General features: G+C 52.5%; 18 protein-coding genes. 12 read left to right on the top strand and 6 right to left on the bottom strand.

The window, feature by feature from the left end; all coding sequences use genetic code 11:
• The first annotated feature begins 500 nt into the window (after positions 1 to 500).
• Positions 501 to 923 carry an Hsp20/alpha crystallin family protein gene (locus ACMYR3_RS16590; RefSeq protein ID WP_424193249.1) on the top strand — a complete coding sequence of 141 codons (423 nt, stop codon included), beginning with the start codon at positions 501 to 503 and terminating at the stop codon, positions 921 to 923.
• Between the two features lie 175 nt (positions 924 to 1098).
• Here the strand turns inward: ACMYR3_RS16590 and rraA are convergent, their stop codons facing one another.
• Positions 1099 to 1587 carry a ribonuclease E activity regulator RraA gene (rraA, locus tag ACMYR3_RS16595; RefSeq protein WP_424193250.1) on the bottom strand — a complete coding sequence of 163 codons (489 nt, stop codon included), beginning with the start codon at positions 1585 to 1587 and terminating at the stop codon, positions 1099 to 1101.
• Positions 1588 to 1793: 206 nt separating this feature from the next.
• Here rraA and ACMYR3_RS16600 point away from each other — a divergent pair, with 206 nt between their 5' ends.
• Both ACMYR3_RS16600 and ACMYR3_RS16605 read left to right on the top strand, forming a co-directional pair.
• The gene (locus tag ACMYR3_RS16600; RefSeq protein ID WP_424193252.1) at positions 1794 to 4415 is read left to right on the top strand and encodes a DNA topoisomerase III; all 2622 of its coding nucleotides are present in this window, start codon (positions 1794 to 1796) and stop codon (positions 4413 to 4415) included.
• Positions 4416 to 4464: 49 nt separating this feature from the next.
• Positions 4465 to 5700, top strand: a complete 1236-nt coding sequence (locus tag ACMYR3_RS16605; protein WP_424193254.1) for a DUF2863 family protein — start codon at positions 4465 to 4467, stop codon at positions 5698 to 5700.
• 32 nt (positions 5701 to 5732) lie between these two features.
• On the opposite strand, the gene ACMYR3_RS16610 is transcribed toward ACMYR3_RS16605, so the two are convergent.
• The gene (locus tag ACMYR3_RS16610) at positions 5733 to 5909 is read right to left on the bottom strand and encodes a hypothetical protein (RefSeq protein WP_424193256.1); all 177 of its coding nucleotides are present in this window, start codon (positions 5907 to 5909) and stop codon (positions 5733 to 5735) included.
• Here ACMYR3_RS16610 and ACMYR3_RS16615 point away from each other — a divergent pair.
• Together ACMYR3_RS16615 and ACMYR3_RS16620 are read left to right on the top strand one after the other, a co-directional pair.
• Positions 5908 to 6456, top strand: a complete 549-nt coding sequence (locus ACMYR3_RS16615; RefSeq protein ID WP_424193258.1) for a chromate transporter — start codon at positions 5908 to 5910, stop codon at positions 6454 to 6456. The two genes, ACMYR3_RS16610 and ACMYR3_RS16615, sit on opposite strands and share 2 nt — an antisense overlap.
• The gene (locus tag ACMYR3_RS16620) at positions 6453 to 6971 is read left to right on the top strand and encodes a chromate transporter (protein WP_424193260.1); all 519 of its coding nucleotides are present in this window, start codon (positions 6453 to 6455) and stop codon (positions 6969 to 6971) included. Before ACMYR3_RS16615 ends, ACMYR3_RS16620 begins: the two co-directional genes overlap by 4 nt.
• Before the next feature lie 64 nt (positions 6972 to 7035).
• On the opposite strand, the gene ACMYR3_RS16625 is transcribed toward ACMYR3_RS16620, so the two are convergent.
• Positions 7036 to 7527 (bottom strand): hypothetical protein, encoded by a 492-nt coding sequence (locus ACMYR3_RS16625; RefSeq protein ID WP_424193262.1) that lies wholly within the window; start codon positions 7525 to 7527, stop codon positions 7036 to 7038.
• Positions 7528 to 7549: 22 nt separating this feature from the next.
• A complete protein-coding gene (gene rodA / locus ACMYR3_RS16630) occupies positions 7550 to 8662 on the bottom strand; it encodes a rod shape-determining protein RodA (RefSeq protein ID WP_424196577.1) in 1113 nt (370 codons plus the stop codon).
• A 161-nt stretch (positions 8663 to 8823) separates the two neighbouring features.
• On the opposite strand from rodA, the gene ACMYR3_RS16635 reads away from it, so the two are divergent.
• From ACMYR3_RS16635 to ACMYR3_RS16645, 3 genes are all read left to right on the top strand, one after another.
• A complete protein-coding gene (locus ACMYR3_RS16635; protein ID WP_424193264.1) occupies positions 8824 to 9576 on the top strand; it encodes a transposase in 753 nt (250 codons plus the stop codon).
• Between the two features lie 249 nt (positions 9577 to 9825).
• Entirely contained in the window at positions 9826 to 14505 is a 4680-nt protein-coding gene (locus ACMYR3_RS16640) for a glutamate synthase-related protein (RefSeq protein WP_424196579.1), read from the top strand.
• A 78-nt stretch (positions 14506 to 14583) separates the two neighbouring features.
• On the top strand, positions 14584 to 16050 hold the full coding sequence (locus tag ACMYR3_RS16645; RefSeq protein WP_424193266.1) for a glutamate synthase subunit beta: 1467 nt from the start codon (positions 14584 to 14586) through the stop codon (positions 16048 to 16050).
• Between the two features lie 122 nt (positions 16051 to 16172).
• On the opposite strand, the gene ACMYR3_RS16650 is transcribed toward ACMYR3_RS16645, so the two are convergent.
• Positions 16173 to 18116 (bottom strand): UvrD-helicase domain-containing protein, encoded by a 1944-nt coding sequence (locus ACMYR3_RS16650; RefSeq protein ID WP_424193268.1) that lies wholly within the window; start codon positions 18114 to 18116, stop codon positions 16173 to 16175.
• The gene (locus ACMYR3_RS16655) at positions 18109 to 20421 is read right to left on the bottom strand and encodes an ATP-dependent nuclease (RefSeq protein WP_424193270.1); all 2313 of its coding nucleotides are present in this window, start codon (positions 20419 to 20421) and stop codon (positions 18109 to 18111) included. The genes ACMYR3_RS16650 and ACMYR3_RS16655 overlap by 8 nt, the downstream gene beginning before the upstream one ends.
• A gap of 703 nt (positions 20422 to 21124) precedes the next feature.
• Here ACMYR3_RS16655 and ACMYR3_RS16660 point away from each other — a divergent pair.
• Genes ACMYR3_RS16660 through ACMYR3_RS16675 form a run of 4 tightly spaced genes read left to right on the top strand, consistent with a single transcriptional unit; the run spans position 21125 to position 23962 of the window.
• Positions 21125 to 21952: an ABC transporter ATP-binding protein gene (locus ACMYR3_RS16660; RefSeq protein ID WP_424193272.1), complete on the top strand. Its 828-nt coding sequence runs from the start codon at positions 21125 to 21127 to the stop codon at positions 21950 to 21952.
• Positions 21949 to 22734, top strand: a complete 786-nt coding sequence (mlaE, locus tag ACMYR3_RS16665) for a lipid asymmetry maintenance ABC transporter permease subunit MlaE (protein WP_424193274.1) — start codon at positions 21949 to 21951, stop codon at positions 22732 to 22734. The genes ACMYR3_RS16660 and mlaE overlap by 4 nt, the downstream gene beginning before the upstream one ends.
• Positions 22735 to 22768: 34 nt before the next feature.
• On the top strand, positions 22769 to 23245 hold the full coding sequence (gene mlaD / locus ACMYR3_RS16670) for an outer membrane lipid asymmetry maintenance protein MlaD (protein WP_424196581.1): 477 nt from the start codon (positions 22769 to 22771) through the stop codon (positions 23243 to 23245).
• Positions 23246 to 23254: 9 nt separating this feature from the next.
• Positions 23255 to 23962, top strand: coding sequence for an MlaA family lipoprotein (locus ACMYR3_RS16675; protein ID WP_424193275.1), 708 nt, complete (start codon positions 23255 to 23257; stop codon positions 23960 to 23962).
• Positions 23963 to 24064: the final 102 nt, after the last annotated feature.

Below are 24064 nucleotides of genomic sequence, written 5' to 3' on the forward strand. Positions count from 1 at the left end.
GCGATTTTAACTGGTTGTTGGCAATGCGCCACTGTCAGCGTTATTTAATTGGCTGGGTTATTCGGCTGAGGCGAGCGAGTGTTGTCGCAATCGCGGCCCAAAGGGGCCGCAAGAAAGCGTTCGATCCATGATGAACGTGAATTGGCATGCGCCTCCTGCAAGGCCCAATGGCTGAGTGCGGGATGATCGGTGAATGAAGTAGAATTGAAAATATACTGGGTGGTGTAAAAAATTGGATCATTTAATTACACACTTAAGAGGGCTGAATATGCATATACTCCTTGAATTAATTAAAAGTGCCGGTAATTGACGGGCTTGACGAAGCGTTACTGGCCTGTTTGATCTGGCTCAAAAACCGCCCATTTTTTAGTCTTGCCAGCTTGAATTGCCACGCCCTCACCTTATCTAATGATTCAACGAGCAACAAGACATAAGCAACGCTAGCGGTGTCCGAGTAGCTCGAATTTTCAACTTGAATTTTTGAATATGGAGCAATCATCATGGCTAACCAAATTGTTTACGACCCTTTTTCTGCCCGTTTGAACAAACTCATCAACAGCTTCATCACCCAACCCGCCGGCTTTGAAGAACAACAGCCGGTGCGTTTAAAAGTGGATGTGTCCGAGACCGATCAGGCTTACCAGGTTCACGCTGATTTACCCGGCGTGAAAAAAGAAGACATCCGGGTTGATATTGACAATAATCAGGTACGCATCAGCGCCGAGGTCAAGCGCTTAAAGGAAGACAAAAAGGATAACAACCTGATTTATTCCGAGCGCTATGAAGGCAAGGTATTTCGCAGCTTTGCACTCGAAAAACCGGTCGATGAAGCTAATGCCGTAGCCAAGTATGCCGACGGTGTGCTGGAACTGACGCTACCCAAAAAAGTGGAAAGCTCGGTCAAACGACTGAATGTGGAGTGACTGACAGTACTAAGCGTCAGAAATATCGGAGCGTGTTGAAGAACATGCTCCGATGATCGCGAGCCTTAACCATCAGAGGCAGTCAGACGTTTTAGTCTACTCATTTATCTTGGTCCATTAAGCGATCATTAAGGTTGGCTAATTTGACCGAAACGTACTGATCAACACGGCTAGCTTACAGGCGCTTGCTCGTCACCACCATGCCGTCTTCATCAGCGTACAGCCAGTCGCCGGGACGTATCCAGATACCTTGGATCAGCACGGCCACACTTTCCTGGCCTTCGTTACGTTTTTCGGTGGGCAGGGGCATGGCGGCTAACGCTCGAATACCGGTTTTGACGGTATTGAGTTCGGTCACATCACGCACGCAGCCATTGACCACGACACCGGCCCAACCATTATTGGCCGCCGCCAGGCCGATATTGCCACCGACCAGGGCACGGCGCAGCGAAGCGCCACCGTCCACCACCAGCACGCGGCTATGACCGGCCGTGTCGAGGATTTTCTTGACCAGCGAGTTGTCCTCAAAACATTTGACCGTGACGACTTCGCCGACAAATTTCTGAACCCCGCCAAAGTCCTTGAAAACAGGCGGTAACACGCGAAAATCACCGGTGGAATCATTTTTATGGGCGTCACATAAATCACAAGTGGCAAAAGTCATGATGGTCTCTCTTCCAAAAATAGCCTATAAAGGGCTCAACGACATCCCGTTAAAACAGGTATCAAGCAAAGGTTCGGTTCTGTAGTTTGCCACTGCGCTGTTGTAATTACCATCATTACCCTAGCAAGTGATTCGTGTATTCATATTGACTTTTTTAAAACTCGTCTAATATTGCGCCTTCCAATGCCCTATAAATTACTGTTGACGTGAAATCTCTCATCATTGCCGAGAAACCCTCGGTTGCCAGCGACATTGCCCGTGCCTTGGGTGGCTTTACCAAGCACGACGATTACTTTGAGTCCGACGAATACGTGCTGTCGTCGGCAGTCGGTCATTTGCTCGAAATCGCCGTACCCGAAGAATTTGAAGTCAAGCGTGGTAAATGGAGCTTTGCCAATCTGCCGGTGATTCCACCGCATTTTGACCTGAATCCCATCGCCAAGACCGAAAGTCGTCTCAAGGTGCTGACGCGGCTGATCAAGCGCAAGGACGTTGACGGCCTGATCAACGCCTGTGACGCGGGCCGCGAAGGTGAGTTGATCTTTCGGCTGATTGCGCAGCACGCCAAGGCCAAGCAGCCGGTCAAGCGGCTCTGGCTGCAGTCGATGACCCAAAACGCCATCCGTGACGGCTTTGCCAAATTACGTGATGATGCCGATATGCTGCCGCTGGCCGATGCCGCGCGCTGTCGTTCCGAGGCCGACTGGCTGGTCGGCATCAACGGTACGCGCGCCATGACCGCCTTTAACAGCAAGGGCGGTGGTTTTTACCTGACCACCGTCGGGCGTGTGCAAACCCCCACGCTGACCATCGTGGTCGAGCGCGAAGAAAAAATCAAAAAGTTTGTACCGCGTGATTACTGGGAAGTGCGCGCCGAATTCATGGCCGCCGCGGGCCAGTATGACGGGCGCTGGTTTGATCCCAAGTTCAAGAAAAACGAATTCGATCCCGAGCAAAAAGACAGCCGTCTGTGGAGTCTGGCGGCAGCTGAATCCATTGTCGCTGCCTGTCGCGGTAAAACCGGCACAGTGACCGAAGAAGCCAAGCCGACTTCGCAGATTGCCCCCGCCCTGTTTGACTTGACGACCTTGCAGCGCGAGGCCAACTCCCGCTTTGGCTTTTCGGCAAAAAACACGCTCGGTCTGGCGCAGGCACTGTACGAAAAGCATAAAGTGTTGACCTATCCGCGAACCGATTCACGCGCCCTGCCCGAAGACTATATCGGCACCGTGATCAAGACGCTCGAAGTGGTCAGCGAATCGAATAATTACTACCCATTTGCCGCGCAGATTCTCAATAACAAATGGGTCAAACCCAATAAGCGGGTCTTTGACAATAGCAAGATCTCGGATCACTTTGCGATCATCCCTACGCTGCAGGCACCCAAAAACCTGTCCGAGCCTGAGCAAAAACTCTATGACCTGGTGGTCAAGCGCTTTATGGCGGTGTTTTTTCCGGCCGCTGAATTCATGGTGACAACGCGGATTACCGAAGTCGCCGGTCATCATTTCAAGACCGAAGGCAAGGTGCTGGTTAATCCGGGCTGGTTGCAGATTTACGGCAAAGAGGCGCAAGGCGAGGATGACAATCTGGTCGCGGTGGCCAAAGATGAAAAGGTTAAGACTGACAAGGTCAATCCGGTTGGCCTGACGACCAAACCGCCTGCGCGTTATTCAGAAGCCACCTTGCTCTCGGCCATGGAAGGCGCGGGTAAGCTGGTCGATGAGGCTGAACTGCGTGATGCCATGGCTGGCAAGGGTTTGGGTACACCAGCCACGCGCGCGGCCATTATTGAGGGTTTGCTGGCTGAAAAATATCTGGTGCGGGAAGGCCGTGAGCTGATCCCGACCGCCAAGGCGTTTCAGTTGCTGACTTTGCTGCGGGGTTTGGGGGTGCTGGAGTTGACGGCGCCTGAGCTGACTGGCGAGTGGGAACACAAATTGGCCTTGATGGAGCGCGGCAAAATTTCGCGCGAGGCTTTCATGCAGGAAATTGCGCAGATGACCCAGATCATCGTCAAGCGCGCCAGGGAATATGACTCCGACACCATTCCGGGTGATTACGCTACCTTGCAAACACCCTGCCCGCACTGTGGTGGCGTGGTGAAGGAAAACTACCGGCGCTTTGCCTGTGCTGCCTGCGAGTTTTCCATCACCAAGATTCCGGGTGGTCGACAGTTTGAAATTCCCGAAGTGGAAGAGCTGCTGCAAAAACGTGAGATTGGCCCATTGAATGGCTTTCGCAGCAAAATGGGACGCCCTTTTGCGGCAATTCTCAAAATTGTCGAAGACAAGGACAATAATAACCTCAAGCTTGAATTTGACTTTGGCCAGAATCAGGACGAAGAAGATGGCGAGCCGGTCGACTTTGGCAACCAAGCCAGCCTGGGCGCTTGCCCCAAGTGTGGCAGCGCAGTCTATGAACATGGCATGAGCTACGTTTGCGAAAAAAGCGTGGGGCCTGGCAAAAGCTGTGATTTCCGTTCCGGCAAGGTGATCCTGCAGCAGGAAATCGCACCAGAACAAATGAGCAAACTGCTCAACGATGGCCGTACCGATTTGCTGACCAGCTTTAAATCGTCACGTACCGGTCGCATGTTCAAGGCATTTTTGGTGCGTGGACCAGATGGTAAAACGGCTTTTGAGTTTGAAGCACGAGAGCCCAAGGCTGCGGGTAAAACCGCTCGCAAAACCGCAAAAACCGCTGCAAAATCGGCAGATAAACCGGCCGCTAAAAAAGTCGCGGCTAAAAAAGCGGCCCGCAAAAAAACCGGCGCTGTCGATGTCGTCAGCGATGATGCGGCTGAGGCCGACGAGCTGGATAGTTAATGCATCAAATTCGCTCATAAAATTAATTCACCAAAGTCATCGCTCAAACATGATGAAACGTGCGCCCTTTCGCCACAACAGCAAGCTGAGTAGCGAGGCCAATGAGCTCATTACCCTGGCCGAACTCTTGGCCGAAGCCGCCAGCGGTGCGGGTAGTCAGTTGGAGCGCCGCTTTTGGCAAAACAAAATGGCCGAGCGCATTTTGCGGCTGCTGGTGCGTGGCGATGATCGGCCCCTGTCGGCTGCACTCGACAAGCTTTCGCAAACACCCAGCGCGGCCTACGAAGCGCTGGCCGATATGATCGAGGCGCAGGTGGAATGCTGCCGCATGCAGACTGAGGCAGGCGAAAAGGAAGTACTGCTGTTTCTGGTGCCGATTTATGCCTGGTCGCGTGCGGGCATTCCCACGTGTGCAATTCCACCGGCTGCGCAAACCGCCTTGCTCTCCCTGCTCTACAGCCAGGTATTTGTGCCCGATACCCATGTGGCGATTGCCGACCACCTGCTCAGCCCTGATCATCTGACCGGCGGCTATGTGGAGCTGGCGGCGCTGGCCAATCAATTGTTTGCCCAGTCGATCAAAGGCAAAAACCTCTTGATCGACCCTTCGCAATTGCGCGAAACCGCGCCCTTCATCAGTGATACGCGTTTTATCTTGGGTGCAGTGGTCTTGCCGCCAGGCAGCCCACCGTGGCGCTGGCTGCTGGCCGAAGGCAACGCCAAGGCTTTGGCCGACGAAGCGGAGCGCAAGTGGCAGTTGGCCACGCGCCCTGTCATCAGTGCCTTGTTGCCAGCTTGCGCCTTTGAGATTGGTCGTCCCATGGCATTTTTCAGCGGCTCGCGCATGGCCGAGCGCAAAGCTCGGGTGTACTCGGTGCGCGCTTCGGTCGATTTCATGCAGCTCCAATTTGGTGTGGCGGCATCGGCCGTTACCGCCGTGCTCGGCCACTTTGTCGACGACGATCTGGAAGAATGGCGGATTGGTTTTTCGCTGGATGGCGGTAATACGATTGTGCACGGCATGATCTGGCCGCTGATGGATGATCCCGATCCCGAGCAGGCTGATCTGGTTGGCGATATTGGTCAGGATGATTCGGTCAATCAGATTGAAAAACTGCTGCGTGATGCCGGATTGCTCGGCAAAGAGCAGGTGGTAGTGCATCGTCAGCGTTTTTCCATGGAATTTTGTGATGATTGTGGCTCCCCGTTTTACCCCAACAAGGCCGGTGAAACGGTGCATGTGGATGCGCCTGAAGAGTCGGACGGCCCGACGGTTTTTCATTGATTGGTTTGGCCAAGGCAATCGACCTATGTCAATCACAGGTTTTGCGCGATTGATGGATAGCTGACAAAACGCTTGAAAATAGCCATACCCCATGCCTGTATATGGTTAAATAAGCCGATTAAGTGTGTATTTATTGAGGTTTTTAAAATACTCCATAAACTCATGAGCGAGTCCACGCCCTCCTCCCAGCCCCAAAATGCGCCAGTCATGGTGACTCGGCTGAGTTGTCTGCAATTATTCAAAACCTTTACCCAGCTCGGTTTGTCCGGTTTTGGTGGCGTCTTGCCCTGGGCCCACCAGTTGCTGGTGGAACAACGGCGCTGGATGAGTAATGACGAATTTGTCGCACTGGTCGCCACCGGCCAGATATTGCCCGGCCCCAATATTTTCAATATGAGCATCATTTTCGGTCAGCAGCATCAGGGCTGGCGCGGCAGTCTGGCGGCCACTGGTGGCTTGATGCTGTTTCCGCTGCTGATTGTGCTGGTGCTGGGTGAGCTGTATATCCGTTACGGCGCAGTGCCCCAGGTCGGTGCGGCGATTCATGGCATGGGCGCGGTGTCAGCCGGACTGATTGTGGCCACCGCCTACAAAATGTCGCGTGCCCTGCCCGCCCCCAGCCTGACTATCTGGCGTCCCTGGTTGCTGGTGACGGTCACTTTCATTGGTGTAGGTTTGTTGCGTTACCCGCTCTTTTGGGTATTGCTGGCGCTGGCGCCATTGAGTGTTGGCCTGGTAAAACGGGGTGTGGCATGATCTGGCTCAGTTTTGCCCTGCACATTACCCTGCTCTCGATGATCACCATTGGCGGTGTGAGCAGCATCGCACCCGAAATTCATCGTTATCTGGTCGAAGCCAATGGCCTCATCACTGCGCAGCAATTTACCGATCTGTATGCCATCGCCCAGGCTGCGCCTGGCCCCAATGTGCTCTTCATCACCATCATGGCCTATTACGTGAGTGGCCTGGCGGGTGCACTGGCCGTGACCGCCGGCATGTTGTTGCCAGCTACCATCTATACCAGCCTCTACATTCGTTATCGGGATCGTGCGGTATCGCCAGATTGGGGTCGGGCGCTCAAGCTGGGTCTGGCACCGTTGACGGTCGGGCTGATGTTTTCCATCTCATGGATCATGGTGCGCTCGGTCGATCATCACTGGATCAGCGCCCTGCTCACCGGGCTGACCATCTGGTTCTCACTGCGCAGCAAACTCAATGCGCTGTGGCTGATTGCGGCGGGCGCCTTGATTGGCGTACTGGCGGGCTTATGATGGGTTTGTTCAGGGTGGTGACTTGGTAGATGACCTGGCATATCAAACAACAGGCTAGGCAAAGCTAATCCAGATGGGCGACCTCAAACACATAACGCGGTAACGACTTGCTGCAACCTTGCTGGCATTCATAAATCGCCTGCAAGGTGCCATCACCCAATTTGTTGCCGTTGCCCAAGCCCGCTATTTTGGCAACGTGTTGATAAACCTGTGCTGCGGGCGTAGTGTCGGTAAAGCTGGGCGCTTTTTGTTCAGGATGACCAACAACGCGATAAACCAGATTGGGTTGCTCGCCCTTGGTCGGACTGCAAAAGAGGTTTTGGCGCTGCTCTTTGAGGCGATCAACCCAGCAGACCGTAAAAGGTTTGAGCTGCTTTGATCCATAAACAAACTGATGGTTAGACCAGGGCTGCGGATCGGCCAGAAACCCAATCTTTAAAATTTGAAGATTGGGTTGCAGCGCATAAAAATCGATATCTTCAGCCGCTGAAGCTAATGCCAATATTGGCATTAGCGGTATTAACAGCAAGAGCAGTGTAGGTTTCAGCAAGCGCATGCAAGGACTCTGGTGGTGGCAATCAGCTCTGACCGGTTTGCACAAAATGTCGTTGACGGGCAATACTCATCAGCATGCCAATACCCACACCCAGTGTCACCAAAGCGGTGCCGCCATAACTCACAAATGGCAGCGGCACGCCAACCACGGGCAAGATGCCGGACACCATGCCCATATTCACAAACGCATAGGTGAAAAAAATCATCGAGATGGAACCCGCCAGCAAGCGCGAGAAGAGGGTGGTGGCGGTAGCGGCAATCATCAAGCCGCGGCCGACCAGAAACAGATAAAAGATGATCAAAATGACGTTGCCAATCAGGCCGAGTTCTTCACCGTACACGGCAAAAATGAAGTCGGTGGTACGTTCCGGAATGAATTCCAGATGCGCCTGCGTACCTTGCAGCCAGCCCTTGCCAAACAGGCCGCCGGAGCCAATCGCAATGGTGGCCTGAATGATGTGAAAGCCCTTGCCGAGCGGATCGGTCGTCGGGTCAATCAGCGTCAGCACGCGCTGGCGTTGATAGTCGTGCAAGAAGGTCCAGGCAATCGGTAGACTGGCCAGACCGGTAATAAACAGGCCCGTCAGTACTTTCCAGGACAGTCCGGCAAAAAAGATGACATAAAAGCCCGAGGCAGCGACCAACAGGGCGGTGCCCAGATCAGGCTGTTTGGCAATCAAAGCGACGGGTACAACCAGCAGCAGGGCGGCAATGGCAAAATCCCAGAGCCTGAGCACGCCTTCGCGACGCTGAAAGTACCAGGCCAGCAAGAGCGGCATGGCAATCTTCATCATCTCGGAAGGCTGGATTACCACGCCCACGTTAAGCCAGCGGCGCGCTCCCTTTTTGATCAGACCAAATGCAGCCACCCCAATCAGCAGCGCCACGCCAATCGTATAGACCGGCACCGCAATTTTGAGCAGTGTGGAGGGCGGCAGATTGGCCGCCACAAACATGCAGACAAAACCGATCAGGATATTGCGTGCCTGATCCTCAAATCGGCCCGGAAAATCGATTCCCGCCGAATAGAGAATGAACATGCCGGCCGACAGCAAAAAAAACACCGCCAGCGACAAGGCGGCATCAAAACCGCGAAACAGGCTGAGCGCCTGGCGCCAAAGTGGCTGCTTATCAATTACCAAAAATACCACCCTTTGTATTTTTAAACCCTGCCCATTTTACTTGCCTAAGCACCATCATTTTCAATGATACTCCCTAAATAATTAGGGTCAGAGTCAAATTAAATTGCCATGAAAAACGATTAAGATGGCATTTTATTCTTTGCCCAATCATCATCATGGCCCGTCAACCCCGTTTAGTGATTGCTCATCAGCCACATCATCTGATTCAGCGTGGCAATAACCGTCAGCCGATTTTCATGGAAACAGCTGATTATCAGGCTTATCTGAATTGGCTGCGCGAAGGTTGCAAGCGTTTTGGTGTGGCGATCCATGCCTATGTGCTGATGAGCAATCATGTACATTTATTGGCCAGCCCGCAGGATGCCGACAGTCTGGCCAAGTTGATGCAATGGCTGGGGCGCGCTTATGTGCCGTGGTTTAACCGCAAATATGGACGCACCGGCAGCTTGTGGGAAGGACGCTTTCGCACATCGGTGGTTGATTCAGAAGCGTATTTGCTGATTTGCAGTCGCTATATCGAGCTCAATCCGGTGCGTGCCGGGCTGGTCAATCAGCCGCAAGATTATCCCTGGTCGAGTTACATGCATCATGTCGGCCTGAAAATTGACCCCTTCATCACCGAACATGCCTTGTTCTGGGCTTTGGGCAATACCCCTTTTGAGCGGGAGGCTGCTTATAAAGCGTTATTTGAACAAGCACTCAGCCAGACGGACCTGGCTTTGATCGGGCAGGGCGTTCATAAAGGCCGGGTTACCGGACAAAAAGTTTATCAGGAAAAACTCGCCAAAACGCTGGATCGCCCTATCATTCCCAACCGGCGTGGTCGTCCAAAAGGCACAAAAACAGTGCAAGAGTTGAGTGAAATCGGTGCAAATCTGTCTGAAAATCATCACTCTGTCCCCAATTAAGTTTTTATTCGAGATATCATCAAATTAATTTGACTCTGACCCTATTTATTTTTTTGTTGATCAAAAAAGATTGCTGTATAGTTATTAGGCAATTGTGTTAAATCGCCCGCATTGTCGGTGTCGGTTTGAGTGGTACGGGAATTGCAGACCGGACTAGCCTTCTTTTCGGCAGCAACTCGTGAGATCTTTTTATTTTCAGTAGGGAATTCAGTGGCACATCCATCCTCTCCCATTCGTACCGCTGCCGGCATGCCCGCAGCGCAAGGGCTGTACAGCCCATCCAATGAACATGACGCCTGTGGCGTGGGCTTTGTCGCGCATATCAAGGGGCAGAAAAGTCATTCCATCGTTGAGCAGGGCCTGTTGATCCTCAAGAATATTGACCATCGTGGTGCGGTTGGTGCCGATCCGCTGATGGGAGATGGTGCAGGTCTGCTGATCCAGATTCCTGATCAGTTTTATCGTGAAGAGTTGGCCAAGCAGGGTATTGTGCTGCCACCACCCGGTGAATATGGCGTAGGCATGGTGTTTTTGCCCAAGGAACATGCTTCCCGTCTGGCTTGCGAGCAGGAGATGGAACGCGCCGTGCGTGCCGAAGGCCAGATCGTACTGGGCTGGCGCGATGTCCCGACCGATGCCGATATGCCGATGTCACCCATCGTGCGTGCCAGCGAGCCGGTGATTCGTCAGCTGTTTGTCGGTCGCGGCAAAGACATCATGGTGACTGATGCGCTGGAGCGCAAGCTGTATATCATCCGTAAATCGGCTGGCCATGCCATTCAGGCACTCAATCTGATTCATGGCAAAGAATTCTTTGTGCCATCCATGTCGGCTCGCACCATTGTTTACAAGGGCTTGCTGCTGGCTGATCAGGTCGGCAAATATTTTAAAGACCTGCAAGACCCACGCGTGGTCTCGGCACTGGCACTGGTACACCAGCGTTTCTCCACCAATACCTTCCCGGCCTGGGAGCTGGCTCACCCGTATCGCCTGTTGGCGCATAACGGCGAGATCAACACCGTCAAAGGCAACTTCAACTGGATGCGTGCCCGTGAAGGCGTGATGAAATCAGCCGTGATGGGCGAAGATCTGCAAAAGCTCTTCCCGCTGATTTATGAAGGTCAGTCTGACACCGCCTGTTTTGATAACTGCCTTGAGTTGCTGGTGATGGCTGGTTACCCGATTGCGCAAGCCATGATGATGATGATCCCTGAGGCCTGGGAACAACACACCCTGATGGATGAAAACCGTCGCGCATTCTACGAGTACCACGCCGCGATGATGGAGCCCTGGGATGGCCCTGCTGCGATGGCCTTTACGGATGGTCGTCAGATTGGTGCGACGCTGGATCGCAACGGCTTGCGTCCCGCCCGTTATCTGGTGACCGATGATGATCTGGTGCTGATGGCATCCGAGTCAGGCGTATTGCCGATTCCTGAATCCAAGATCGTTAAAAAATGGCGTCTGCAGCCAGGCAAGATGTTCCTCATCGATATGGACAGTGGTCGCATCATTGATGATAAAGAACTCAAGGACAATTTGGCCAACGCCAAGCCCTATAAGCAATGGATTGAAAGCGTGCGCATCAAGCTCGACGAGATTGATGCCGAAGCCGAGTCCGATGCTGCCGGAGCCAGCCTGCTGGATCGTCAGCAAGCCTTTGGTTATACCCAGGAAGACATCAAATTCCTGATGAGCCCAATGGCGGTGAGTGGTGAAGAGGCGATTGGCTCGATGGGTAATGACAGCCCGCTGGCGGTAATGTCCAACAAACTCAAGCCACTGTATAACTACTTCAAGCAACTGTTTGCGCAGGTGACCAATCCACCGATTGACCCGATCCGCGAGCAGCTGGTGATGTCACTGGTCTCCTTCATTGGTCCCAAGCCCAATTTGCTCGATACCAACAACATCAACCCACCGATGCGTCTTGAGGTATCGCAGCCCGTGCTCGACTTCAAAGATATTGCCAAGATTCGCCATATTGAAAAACACACGGGTGGCAAGTTCAAGTCGTATGAGCTGAACATCTGCTATCCGGTTGCCTGGGGCAAAGAAGGTGTGGAAGCGCGGCTGGCATCATTGTGTGCCGAAGCCGTCGATGCGCTCAAGCTGGGGCATAACATCCTGATCGTGTCCGACCGCAAAGTGGATGCCGTCAATGTGGCAATTCCTGCCTTGCTGGCGACATCAGCGATTCATCAGCATCTGGTCAAGGAAGGCCTGCGTACTTCCACGGGCCTGGTCGTTGAAACGGGTTCAGCGCGTGAGACGCATCACTTTGCCTTGCTGGCTGGTTATGGTGCCGAAGCAGTTCACCCCTACCTGGCGCTGGAAACCTTGTGTGAAATGCATGCCCAGCTCAAGGGCGATCTGTCTGCTGAAAAAGCCATCTACAACTTCACCAAGGCCGTCGGTAAAGGTTTGATGAAGGTCATGTCCAAGATGGGTATTTCGACTTACATGTCTTATACCGGTGCGCAGATTTTTGAGGCCATTGGCCTGAACAAAGAGCTGGTCGACAAGTACTTCCGCGGCACACCATCCAATGTGGGTGGTATTGGCGTGTTTGAAGTGGCTGAAGAAGCTGTGCGTCAGCACAAGCAGGCATTCAGCGATGATCCGGTGTTGAGCAATGCGCTGGATGCCGGTGGTGAATATGCCTTCCGGATTCGTGGTGAAGACCATATGTGGACGCCCGACTCCATCGCCAAGTTGCAGCACGCTACCCGTGCCAACAACTTCAACACCTATAAAGAATACGCGCAGCTGATCAATGACCAATCCAAACGTCATCTGACCTTGCGTGGCTTGTTTGAATTCAAGATTGATCCAGGCAAGTCCATTCCATTGGATGAGGTTGAATCAGCCAAAGAGATCGTTAAACGCTTTGCCACTGGCGCCATGTCATTGGGTTCCATTTCTACCGAAGCGCACAGCACCTTAGCGGTGGCGATGAACCGCATCGGTGGCAAATCCAATACCGGTGAAGGCGGCGAAGACGAGAAGCGCTACATGAACGAGCGCAAGGGCATCTTTATCAAGAAGGGTGACACACTGGCCAGTGTGCTGGGTAAAGATGTGATTGAAAGCGATGTCCCGCTGCAGGAAGGTGACTCATTGCGTTCTCGCATCAAACAGGTGGCGTCGGGTCGTTTTGGTGTGACGGCACAATATCTGTCATCGGCTGATCAGATTCAGATCAAGATGGCACAAGGTGCCAAGCCGGGTGAGGGTGGTCAGTTGCCCGGTAGTAAAGTGTCCGAATACATCGGCAAGCTGCGTTATTCCGTGCCGGGCGTGGGCTTGATTTCGCCACCACCGCACCATGACATCTATTCAATTGAAGATTTGGCGCAGCTGATTCATGACTTGAAAAACGTCAATGAACAAGCTTCCATCTCGGTCAAGCTGGTATCCGAAGTGGGCGTGGGTACGGTGGCTGCTGGTGTAGCCAAAGCCAAGGCCGATCATGTGGTGATTGCTGGCCATGATGGTGGCACTGGCGCTTCGCCTTTGTCATCGGTCAAACATGCCGGCTCGCCGTGGGAACTCGGTCTGGCCGAAACCCAGCAGACGCTGGTCATGAACGGTCTGCGGGGCCGGATTGTGGTGCAGGCTGATGGTCAGATGAAGACCGGCCGCGACGTAGTGATTGGTGCCTTGCTCGGTGCCGATGAATTTGGCTTTGCCACCGCACCGCTGGTCGTGGAAGGTTGCATCATGATGCGCAAATGCCATCTGAACACCTGCCCGGTCGGTGTGGCCACACAAGACCCGGTACTGCGTAAAAAATTCTCCGGCAAGCCAGAGCATGTGGTGAACTTCTTCTTCTTTATTGCTGAAGAAGCCCGTCAGATCATGGCGCAACTGGGCATTCGCACCTTTGAAGAACTGATTGGCCGCGCCGATCTGCTCGACAAGAAAAAAGCCATTGAACACTGGAAAGCCAGGGGTCTGGACTTCAGCAAGATTTTCCATCTGCCCGAAGCCGGTGCTGAAGTACCGCGTCGTCAGGTTGACACGCAAGATCACGGTCTCATCAAGGCGCTTGATCATGTGCTGATTGAAAAAGCCAAGGCCTCGCTGGAAAAAGGCGAGCGGGTTTCCTTCATCCAGCCGATCAAAAACGTCAACCGTACGGTGGGTGCCATGTTGTCGGGTGAAGTGGCCAAGCGTTATGGTCATGAAGGTTTGCCCGATGACACCATTCATATCCAGTTGCAAGGCACGGCTGGTCAGTCTGCTGGTGCGTTCCTGGCCAAGGGCATTACGCTGGATCTGGTGGGCGAAGGTAACGACTATGTCGGCAAGGGCATGTCGGGTGGCCGCATCATCGTGCGTCCCACCAATGACTTCCGTGGCAAGGGCGAAGAAAACATCATCATCGGCAATACTGTCATGTATGGCGCGATTGAGGGTGAATCCTTCTTCCGTGGTGTGGCTGGCGAGCGTTTCTGCGTGCGTAACTCCGGCGCAACGGCGGTGGTGGAAGGTACCGGTGATCATGGTTGCGAATACATGACTGGTGGTACGGTCGTGGTTCTGGGCGTAACAGGGCGCAACTTTGCTGCAGGTATGTCCGGTGGTGTGGCTTATGTGTACGACGAAGATGGCCAGTTTGACAAGCGCTGCAATATGGCACAGGTTTCATTGGAAAAAGTGCTGCCAGCGGCTGAACAGGAAAAGACGATTGATCGTGCCATCTGGCATCGTGGTCAAACCGATGATGTGTTGCTCAAATCCTTAATTGAACAGCACTTCCGCTACACCGGTTCAACCCGTGCCAAGGCCTTGCTCGAAAATTGGGAAGAGTCACGCAAGCAGTTCATCAAAGTCTTCCCGACCGAGTACAAACGCGCACTGGCCGAGCTGCATGCCAAGGCAGTCACTGCAAGTGCCGGCAAGACTGAAAAAGCCACTGCTTAAATCACACGACCAGCCAGTGTGCTGATGACCGCCTGACGTCGTCATCAGTAAGCAGGCCGGTGAGAATGAGGATACAAAATGGGTAAGACAACAGGTTTTATGGAATTTGAGCGGCTCTCCGAAGGCTACGAAGCCCCAGAGAAACGCAAGCATCATTACAAGGAATTCGTCTTTCATCTGAGCGACAAAGACGCCAGCGTGCAGGGCGCCCGTTGCATGGATTGCGGCATTCCTTTTTGCAATAACGGCTGTCCGGTCAACAACATCATCCCCGACTGGAATGATCTGGTCTATCGCGGCAACTGGCGCGAAGCGATTGATGTTTTGCACTCCACCAACAACTTCCCCGAGTTTACCGGCCGCATTTGCCCTGCACCTTGTGAGGCGGCCTGTACATTGGGAATTCATGAAGCACCCGTGGGCATCAAATCCATTGAGCACGCCATCATCGACAAAGCCTGGGAAAACGGTTGGGTCTTGCCCCAGCCACCCAAATATAAAACCGGTAAAAAAGTGGCCATCGTCGGTTCGGGCCCGGCCGGTATGGCCGCTGCTCAGCAGCTCGCTCGCGCTGGACATACGGTGACGGTCTTTGAAAAGAGCAGCCGCATTGGTGGCTTGCTGCGCTATGGCATTCCTGACTTCAAGATGGAAAAGAGCCATATCGATCGTCGTGTCAAACAGATGGAAGAAGAAGGCGTGACTTTCCGCACCGGCGTGCTGATTGCCGATAAGCCTTTGGAGCCACTGATCAATAGCGATGCCAAGGAAACCATTGCACCCAAACAGCTCAAGGCCGACTTTGATGCCGTCATCATTGCCGGTGGTGCCGAGCTGCCCCGTGATTTACCCGTGCCAGGCCGCGAATTGCAAGGCGTACATTTCGCCATGGAATTCCTGCCCCTGCAAAACAAGGTCAATGCGGGCGACAAACTGCCCAAGCAAATTTTGGCGACCGATAAGCATGTCGTGGTCATCGGTGGTGGTGACACCGGCTCTGATTGCGTGGGTACTTCCAATCGTCATGGCGCGGCCAGCGTCAGCCAGTTTGAACTGATGCCCATGCCACCCGAGCATGAAAACAAGCCGATGATCTGGCCGTACTGGCCGACCAAATTGCGTACTTCATCCAGCCATGAAGAAGGCTGTGAGCGCGATTGGGCCGTGGCTACCAAACGCCTGGAAGGCAGCAACGGCAAGCTTGAAAAACTGATCGCCGCGCGGGTTGAATGGAAAGACGGCAAGATGGTCGAAGTGCCCAATTCCGAATTTGAAATGAAGGCCGATCTGGTGCTTCTGGCCATGGGTTTTGTCTCACCCGTGCAAAGCATCGTCGAAGCCTTTGGTGTTGAAAAAGATGCACGCAACAATGCCAAGGCCAGTACCGAAGGCGATAAGGCTTATTTCACCAATGTTGACAAAGTGTTTGCTGCGGGTGATATGCGCCGCGGTCAATCGCTGGTGGTCTGGGCCATTCGTGAAGGCCGTCAATGTGCCCGTTCGGTTGACGAGTTTTTGATGGGCAGTTCCGAGCTGCCACGTTAAGCGGCACAGGCATCAAACAAAAAAGGGGCTGCGGCCCCTTTTTTGTTTGATTATGCATCTTCAGCATTTTTAGTTTTGACGGTCTCTGTTCACTATAGAAAGACTACGAGAGTGGTCGTCTATCATGTTTCGAATACGATTTGAGTATGTATGGAATCACCTTCAAAAAGATTAAGCTGGCGCAGATGTGGCTCAGCCTGTTCGGGATTGGCCGTGAAGAGGACAACTGCTAAGTCTTTTAGCGCCCTTGTGCAACTTACATAGAAAAGACGGCGTGTTCGATCCACGGTCGTTTCTTCGCCGGCCTCGATGTGTTGTCGGTCCGTATCCGAAAGCGCTTTGAGACCCAGGTATTTTTCATAGGAAAACTGAAAATTGTTACTCTCTTCATCATCAAGAACGACTAGCACCCTATCGAACTCTGCACCCTTGATTCCTTGTTGAGTCCGAAAAGGCGAGCGCTCCGAAATATAAGTTTGATAAGCTAGAAGCTGTGTAGCTGGACACGCTAAAAAAGCATCCATCGAGGCCATTTCCCTCTCGGACTCATTGTCCTCCAGATCGTCGTCGTTGACCTCTCCTTCTGCGGGCTGGACAGGTGTAACTGCTTCTGGGTCCAAGTAAGATGCTAGCCGGGTATCAAGCGTTAATAATCCTGTGGAATACACCTGCGTCAAAAGGTCACCGATAATTACATTGGAATCTCCAGTTATGGCTTCTGTAATTGAGGCAACAAGCTCGCTAAGTAATTTAAGTCGCTCTGCAACGTTCACTCCTGAGAGAGCCTCTTTTTTAAGAAGTGGTGAGTACTCTCGGATCAATCGCATGACTTCGAGCTGCCGGCCTTCTGTTTGAGCAACTGCTATCGGAATCAGAAATTTCACACACGGTAAAAGGGGCCATGCGGTACCATTCAGAAAACCATCTTTGAATGCTGCCGGTGCTCTTTGGTTTAGCGCCGTATAAAGGTCTCCGAACCCTAAACGATTCGCGGCCATCTGATGAACAATTACAAGAAGCTTGACCTGCTCTTGGTCACGATCACTAAGTTGCCAGCAATTATCACCAGTTTGCACCGCCATCCAGTCGCGTACTCTAGCCAAGTTTGTATCTCGCGTATCGTCCGCTGGCAATATGAAAAGGTGTGCCGAACCTTCAGGAGTTGGCATGATGCCCTCAGGGCCTAGACGTTGGCCAGAAACCTGAACGAGATCATCACCCTCCCGCCGAATAGCGTTTGCAAGATTCAAAACCTTAGTTGAGCACCGAAAATTCTCCGGCTTGGGGATGTTGGTCCAATTGGGTGCTGCTTCAACCAAACCAACTCCCGTGGCATAAATGCGTTGCATCGGGTCGCCAAAGAAGCCCAGACAAAATGTAACGCCGGGCTCGCGCTCAACGGTCTTCAATGCCTCAATGACTTCTGTGGTTGTGTCCTGACTCTCATCCACAAATACGAAAGGAAATTGGCGCGCGAAAAGGGTTCGAAAGAGAGGGCGCTCAGCGATAAGGTAGGGCACAAGCCTCAAAATGTCGTCGTGCCCCAAAATCCCTTTTGCATAGTCGCTACCTGTTCCGTATCGGAATACTTTGACCGCGGTGATCCGCCCCGACTGCCTGTGAAGACGCTCCAGGTCTCGGGTGTCTTTGTCCTTTGTGCGCTGTTGAACCCTGGGGCCATAGCTTGCCTGTTTCTGTTCAAGTCCCTCAATTTTCTCCGCGATACGCGCAGAGACCCAGACGCGAATATCGTTCTGAAACGGTTTGGCTAGCAGCCACATGAAGCTGTGAATCGTCGAAACGTGAATCAGCGGATCGCTGCCGACATCCCTCCATATCTCTCCGGCTGCGATCTCCGTGTAAGTAATGCAGGCGATGCGCTGACGGGCTTTCTTCAGTTTCTCCCCGTGTATTCGGATGGCCGACGACAGCCCCTTAATAAGAGACGTGGTTTTTCCGGAACCGGCCCCGGCCTTCATTATGAAGCTGCGCGGTGGAACGTTCCCAAGGCAGTTTCGCAGGTCGATGTCTGCCTGGGTATCCGGCTTATTTGCTCGGCTACTCATGCTCAGCCCCTATCGCGCCAGCTTCAGCATTGGGAACGGCGTCAGGCAGTACGGTCTCAAGTTCGATCCGCACTTCGTCCTTTAGCCAAACCAGTCCGTCACGGATGTATGCCGGGACATGCCACATATCCTCGTTTTCAGTGAGTAAAGCGAGCGCGAATTTCGTCTTATCGAAATTTTTCCGCGAAACCTTTTGATGGAGGCTTTTGGCAAGCGCGCTGGGATCGGTGGCTCCCCCTTTCACAATCAGACCAAGAGGCTTCCTTGCTGCTGCTTGAGACCACTCTGGATTTTCGAGGCCAAAATCCTCCTCAAGCGTGCGCCCGCAAAGGTTTTCAGTGGAGCCGTTCCAAGTGACGGCCCGTTCGGTCTGATAGGCGACGCGAACCTTTGCGCCTTCTACAAGCTCGTGAGTTTTGTCGGCTTCCGAGGCGTTGCGCAAGTCTTCGATTGTTAGCTTGCCAGGAAGCCACTTTATAAGGGTTTGATTCGAGGTCGCAGCGCCTGGCTCATTGGGCAAACAAGCTTTACCGTATTTTTTCTTGAGTGGGGCTGCCATCGGCTCGCCGACCTGATTTTGTCCCTCATCCTGAGCCTGCATAGCGATGCCTTTCTCTTCATCGGCAGGAACCTCGAACTCCTCAACTTCCTCATCATCAACTGCATCGCCGGCCACAGGAGCCACAAGGGCGACGCTATCAATATCGGTAACGATTAGTGTCGTTAGACCGAGAAATTCTATGAGCGATTGGAAACGATGACCAAAGGCCCCTCCGACCTCCAAAATACATAGACAAGCTGATCGGAGAGTTTTCGCCACCTTCCGAATCATTATGGGTAGGAGCAATCTTTCAACATTGCCTTCAACAAGAATAGCGGCATCTGCGAAGAAGAGGTCGCAGTGCGTCAGCTTCAAATATCTTTCTAGAAAATCCCGATCATCTGGCTGGGCTTGGTAGAAGGCAGATAGATTTAGAACCTCGGTCAACTGTTCATTGCCAACTTTCTTCCGGCGGAAGTAGCGGATTGGCTTGAATCCTCGTTCGTAAAGAATGTGTGGCGAATGGGTCGTTATGACCATTTGGCTGCCAAAAATACTTCCGTCATCGCCTTCTATGTTCAGAAGCTCAAGTACATTCCGGATGAATACCTGCTGGAGTTGGGCGTGCAGATGGGCCTCTGGTTCCTCCACGAAAATCAGGTGCAATGGAGGGCGATTGTCCATCATCTCCCATCTCGCTTGGGCGTCCAAGATCTCCACGACCATATAGATCAGATTCTTGAACCCAAGTCCGTTGTAACTATCCGGAAGAGTGGTAATTTCTTCTTCATCGCCGATCTGGTAGTGGATACGCGCGTCCTGGCTCATAACGTGGGCAGGGTCTAACGCCGACATAATTTTCAGCCGCGGGTTATTAATACCCGGGTAACCTAGTTTTGCGAGCCGATCAAGCATCGGTTTGAATACCCCATCAAGGTGAATGTTGAGCGCTTGCTCGGAGTCAAACAACGCCTTGAGAGCGGTGTGATCGTCTTGCCTTTGATTAAGGTTGCGCTTGTAAAAGCGGCTCAAACGCTTTGATAGGTCTTCCGATCTCCCGCCGGCTTCCGGATTGGGATCAGCCAGGTGTCGTTGAGCCCCCAAACTGTCGATATGGATAAGCGATTTCAGGATCGTTCCGCCGCCTGGCTCTCCTCCTAATTCTTCTGGAACATAGTCCCCGATCTCACTGTAGTTCTCATCAAACCGTGTGCGATCCAAGATGAAGTAGCGTAGCTCATATTCGCTCTTCAGTTCGCGCTGCAAATAGTCCGTCATGGAGCGAGGCCAAGGAACATATTGTGAACCTGCCTGCAGTTCTGCAGCCTGCTCTGAACCTTTAGCTTTGGCGTCTTGGTAATTTTGAATGAGGGTATTCGGATTTCGTGCAGTCAGGGAAACTCGTATACCGACCTTGGTTCCTTCCCATGCAGTACTCGGTAGCAAGGGAATTACCAAATATAGGTCTGGCGCGGCAACTTCGAACCAGAGATCCAGTTCTATGCTTGGCAGTGAGATACTGTTGGGATCTGCTTCGGCCAGATTGATGCCCCCTTTCTCATCAAAGATTTTCCAGCAAGAAGAACTGAAATCATAAAGACTGAAACGATCCTTTCCACCTGTGACAAACGCATGGATAGCTTGAGTGGCCGAAGTCTTTCCGCTGTTATTTGATCCTACAAATATTGATATGTCGTCAGCTAACTCAATATGAGCGCACTTCAGGCGTCGAAAATTCCTGAGACGATATGAGTAAAGGTACACTAAATCCTCCGCTGTATTTTTTGAAAAATGTATAGCAATTAGTATTGGCTAGAAAATGATGAGACGTTTGAATCATGTCCTACACAATGACAAATTCAAGCGGAATATAGCCAATTTAATAGATTGATAATAATCGATATATATCGGTACGTCTTATCTATAAAGATGTCATCACTGTTTCAACTTCATCATAGATGTGGTCAATTTAATGATGCCGACCCTGCTCGTGTGAAAGCGCTCAAACCTTACGTGGTTGCCAGAAAGAAATGAAGTAAGTTTGTTTATACCCAACTCAAAAACCCAGAATATATACTGGATAGGACTATAAAGTATAAGCATTATAATTAGCACTATAGAGGCTTAATTTGGCCTATACACCCCCAATTTATCTGGCTGGTGGATATTTGGCGATAGTTTGGGCCGCCGAAATCAGCCGTCACCAGGGCTGCAACAAGCCGTGGCAGCAGCAAAACAGCCATCTCCTACAAACTTTTCGGCAAGTCAGCGCGGATTGACACGCCAGCGCAATAGAATAGATGTCTTGAGTTAACACTTGGCTGCACCGCAACGGACGGAAATTGGTCAAACATGGTCGCCAAACGACCAAACCACGTCCTTAATGACGTTTGCATCACGCTTAATACATTCTTTAGCATAGCCCCTTATAATCAGCTCTTTTATTCACCGGCTTTTGCCTGTTATCGTGCCGACAACTGCTAATACGCCTCCTGTAACGTTGGTAACATTGACTGATGTGACCTTTGGTTATGGCCAGCGCACCATCCTCTCCGGTTTGAACATGACTTTCCCGCGGGGCAAGGTGGTGGCTATCATGGGTGGCTCGGGCTGTGGCAAGACTACGGTGTTGCGCCTGATTGGCGGACAGTGCAGGCCCCAGCAGGGTGGGGTGGTGTTTGATGGTGAGCATGTTGAAAAGGCCAATACCAAACAGCTGTATGCACTGCGCCGCAAAATGGGCATGCTGTTTCAGTTTGGTGCCCTGTTTACCGACATGACAGTGTTTGACAATGTGGCATTTCCATTGCGTGAACACAGCAACCTGCCCGACGAGATGATTCGTGATCTGGTGCTGATGAAGCTGAACGCGGTGGGTCTGCGTGGTGCGCGTGATCTGAAACCGGCCGAAATTTCGGGTGGTATGGCGCGTCGTGTGGCGCTCGCCCGCGCCATTGCGCTGGACCCGCAACTGATCATGTATGACGAGCCCTTTGCTGGCCTTGACCCAATTTCCATGGGCATCACCGCCAAGCTGATCCGCGAGTTGAATGACGCGCTCGGCACGACCTCCATCATTGTGTCGCATGATGTCGATGAAACCTTTTTGATTGCGGATCATATCTACTTTATTGCCAACGGCAAAATCGCCGCCCAAGGCTCGCCCGATGATTTGCGCGCCTCCACTGATCCGTTTGTGGTGCAGTTCATCAATAGCAAAGAAGACGGTCCGGTGCCATTTCATTACCCTGCCACACCATTGGCGACTGACTTTGGCGTGGGGGCACGCGCATGATCCGGTCCTTCATTACCAAAATTGGCGCGGGGGTGCGCGGCTTTGTGGAAGGCCTCGGCAATAGTGTGCGTCTGCTTGCGCAAGTGCTGCTGCAAAGTGGCATTGCTTTCAAGCGCTTTCGCCTGACTACGACGCAGATTCATTTTATTGGCAACTACTCGCTGGTGATCATTGCCGTCTCCGGTCTTTTTGTGGGGTTTGTGCTGGGACTGCAGGGTTACTACACGCTGCGCCGTTATGGGTCGGAACAGGCGCTGGGTTTATTGGTGGCGCTGTCGCTGGTGCGCGAGCTGGGCCCGGTTGTCACTGCCTTGCTGTTTGCGGGTAGGGCTGGTACCTCATTGACGGCTGAAATTGGTCTCATGAAAGCCGGTGAACAATTAAGTGCGATGGAAATGATGGCGATCAACCCGATTGGCCGGATTCTTGCGCCGCGTCTGTGGGGTGGCGTGATTGCCATGCCGATTCTTGCCGCGATTTTCAGCATGGTTGGCATCATCGGTGGTTATGTGGTTGGCGTGCAATTGATTGGCATTGATGAAGGCGCGTTCTGGTCACAAATGCAAAACGGTGTGGATGTGATTGATGATGTGCTCAACGGCTTCATCAAGAGCGTGGTATTTGGTGTGGCGGTGACCTTCATCGCGCTTTACCAGGGTTACGAATCCAAGGCCACGCCCGAAGGGGTGGCGCATGCCACCACCCGTACCGTAGTGTTTTCATCGCTGACCGTGTTGTGGCTCGACTTCCTGATGACCGCGCTGATGTTTAGCAGCAACTGATGACAAGACAGAATAGAGAGTAAAAAATATGGATATGAAAAAAGGTGGTATTGATTTTCTGGTCGGCCTGTTTGTGGTGGCGGGCGCTGCGGCACTGTTGTTTCTGGCGCTCAAGGCGGGCAATCTGGGCGCTACTTCCACCGGTGAAACCTTTCAGATCACCGCCAAGTTTGACAATATCGGTGGCTTGAAACCACGTGCTCCCATTAAAAGTGCGGGCGTGGTCGTCGGGCGGGTGGGGGATATTGGCTTTGATGATAAAACCTATCAGGCGGTGGTCACGCTCAAGCTCGACAAGCGTTATCAGTTTCCCAAAGATACCTCGGCCAAAATTCTGACCTCCGGCTTGCTGGGTGAGCAATATATTGGTCTGGAAGCCGGTGGTGATGACAAGATTCTCGCGCAGGGTGACAAGATCACCATGACACAATCCGCCGTTGTGCTCGAAAGCCTGATCAGCCAGTTTTTGTACAGCAAGGCTGCCGACGGCCCGGACAAGGATAAAAAGTAAGGAAGCGTTATGAAGTTACGATCCCCCATTATTGCAGTCACTTTGCTCGTCGTGCTGAGTGGCTGCTCCACCATCAAGGCAACTGACCCGTTTGAGCCGGTCAATCGCCAGGTTTTCAAATTCAACGACACAGTGGATCAATACGCCATCAAGCCGGTTGCACAGGGCTATAAGGCCGTCGTGCCTGATCCGGTGCGCACCGCCGTGGGCAACTTCTTTTCCAATTTAAGTGATGTCTGGTCAGGCGTGAATAACCTTCTGCAAGCCAAGCCAGGCGCGGCTGCCGAGAGTTTTTTCCGTTTTGCCTTTAACTCGACGTTTGGTATTTTGGGTTTTATTGATATTGCCAGCGAAGCCGGTATCGAAAAGCACAAGGAAGACTTTGGTCAAACCCTCGGTCGTTGGGGCGTCCCTGCCGGCCCTTATCTGATTTTGCCCATTTTTGGCCCCAGCACCTTGCGTGATGCACCGAGTCTGGTGGTCGATATTTCGGCCGACCCGGTCAGCAATGTCAATGACATTGCCTGGCGTAATAGTCTGACAGCCACACGTTTGGTGGATTTACGCGCCAGTATTCTGGATGCGGAAAAAGTCATCAACGAAGCCTCGCTCGACAAATACAGTTTTGTTCGCAATGCCTGGTTGCAACGTCGCCAAAATCAGGTTTACGATGGCAATCCCCCGCGTCTAAAGCGCGATGACGATGGTGACGAATAAATTAGCCTGAGGTGGCGCGATACCAAGTGTCAACAGCCATCAACCGCTAACCGTTAATAGGCTGGTTTGGCAACTTTGTTGAACCAATAGCGACCCGGTCAT

The sequence above is a fragment of the Ampullimonas aquatilis genome (genome assembly GCF_049675895.1).
In the GTDB taxonomy this organism is placed as follows: domain Bacteria; phylum Pseudomonadota; class Gammaproteobacteria; order Burkholderiales; family Burkholderiaceae_D; genus Ampullimonas; species Ampullimonas aquatilis.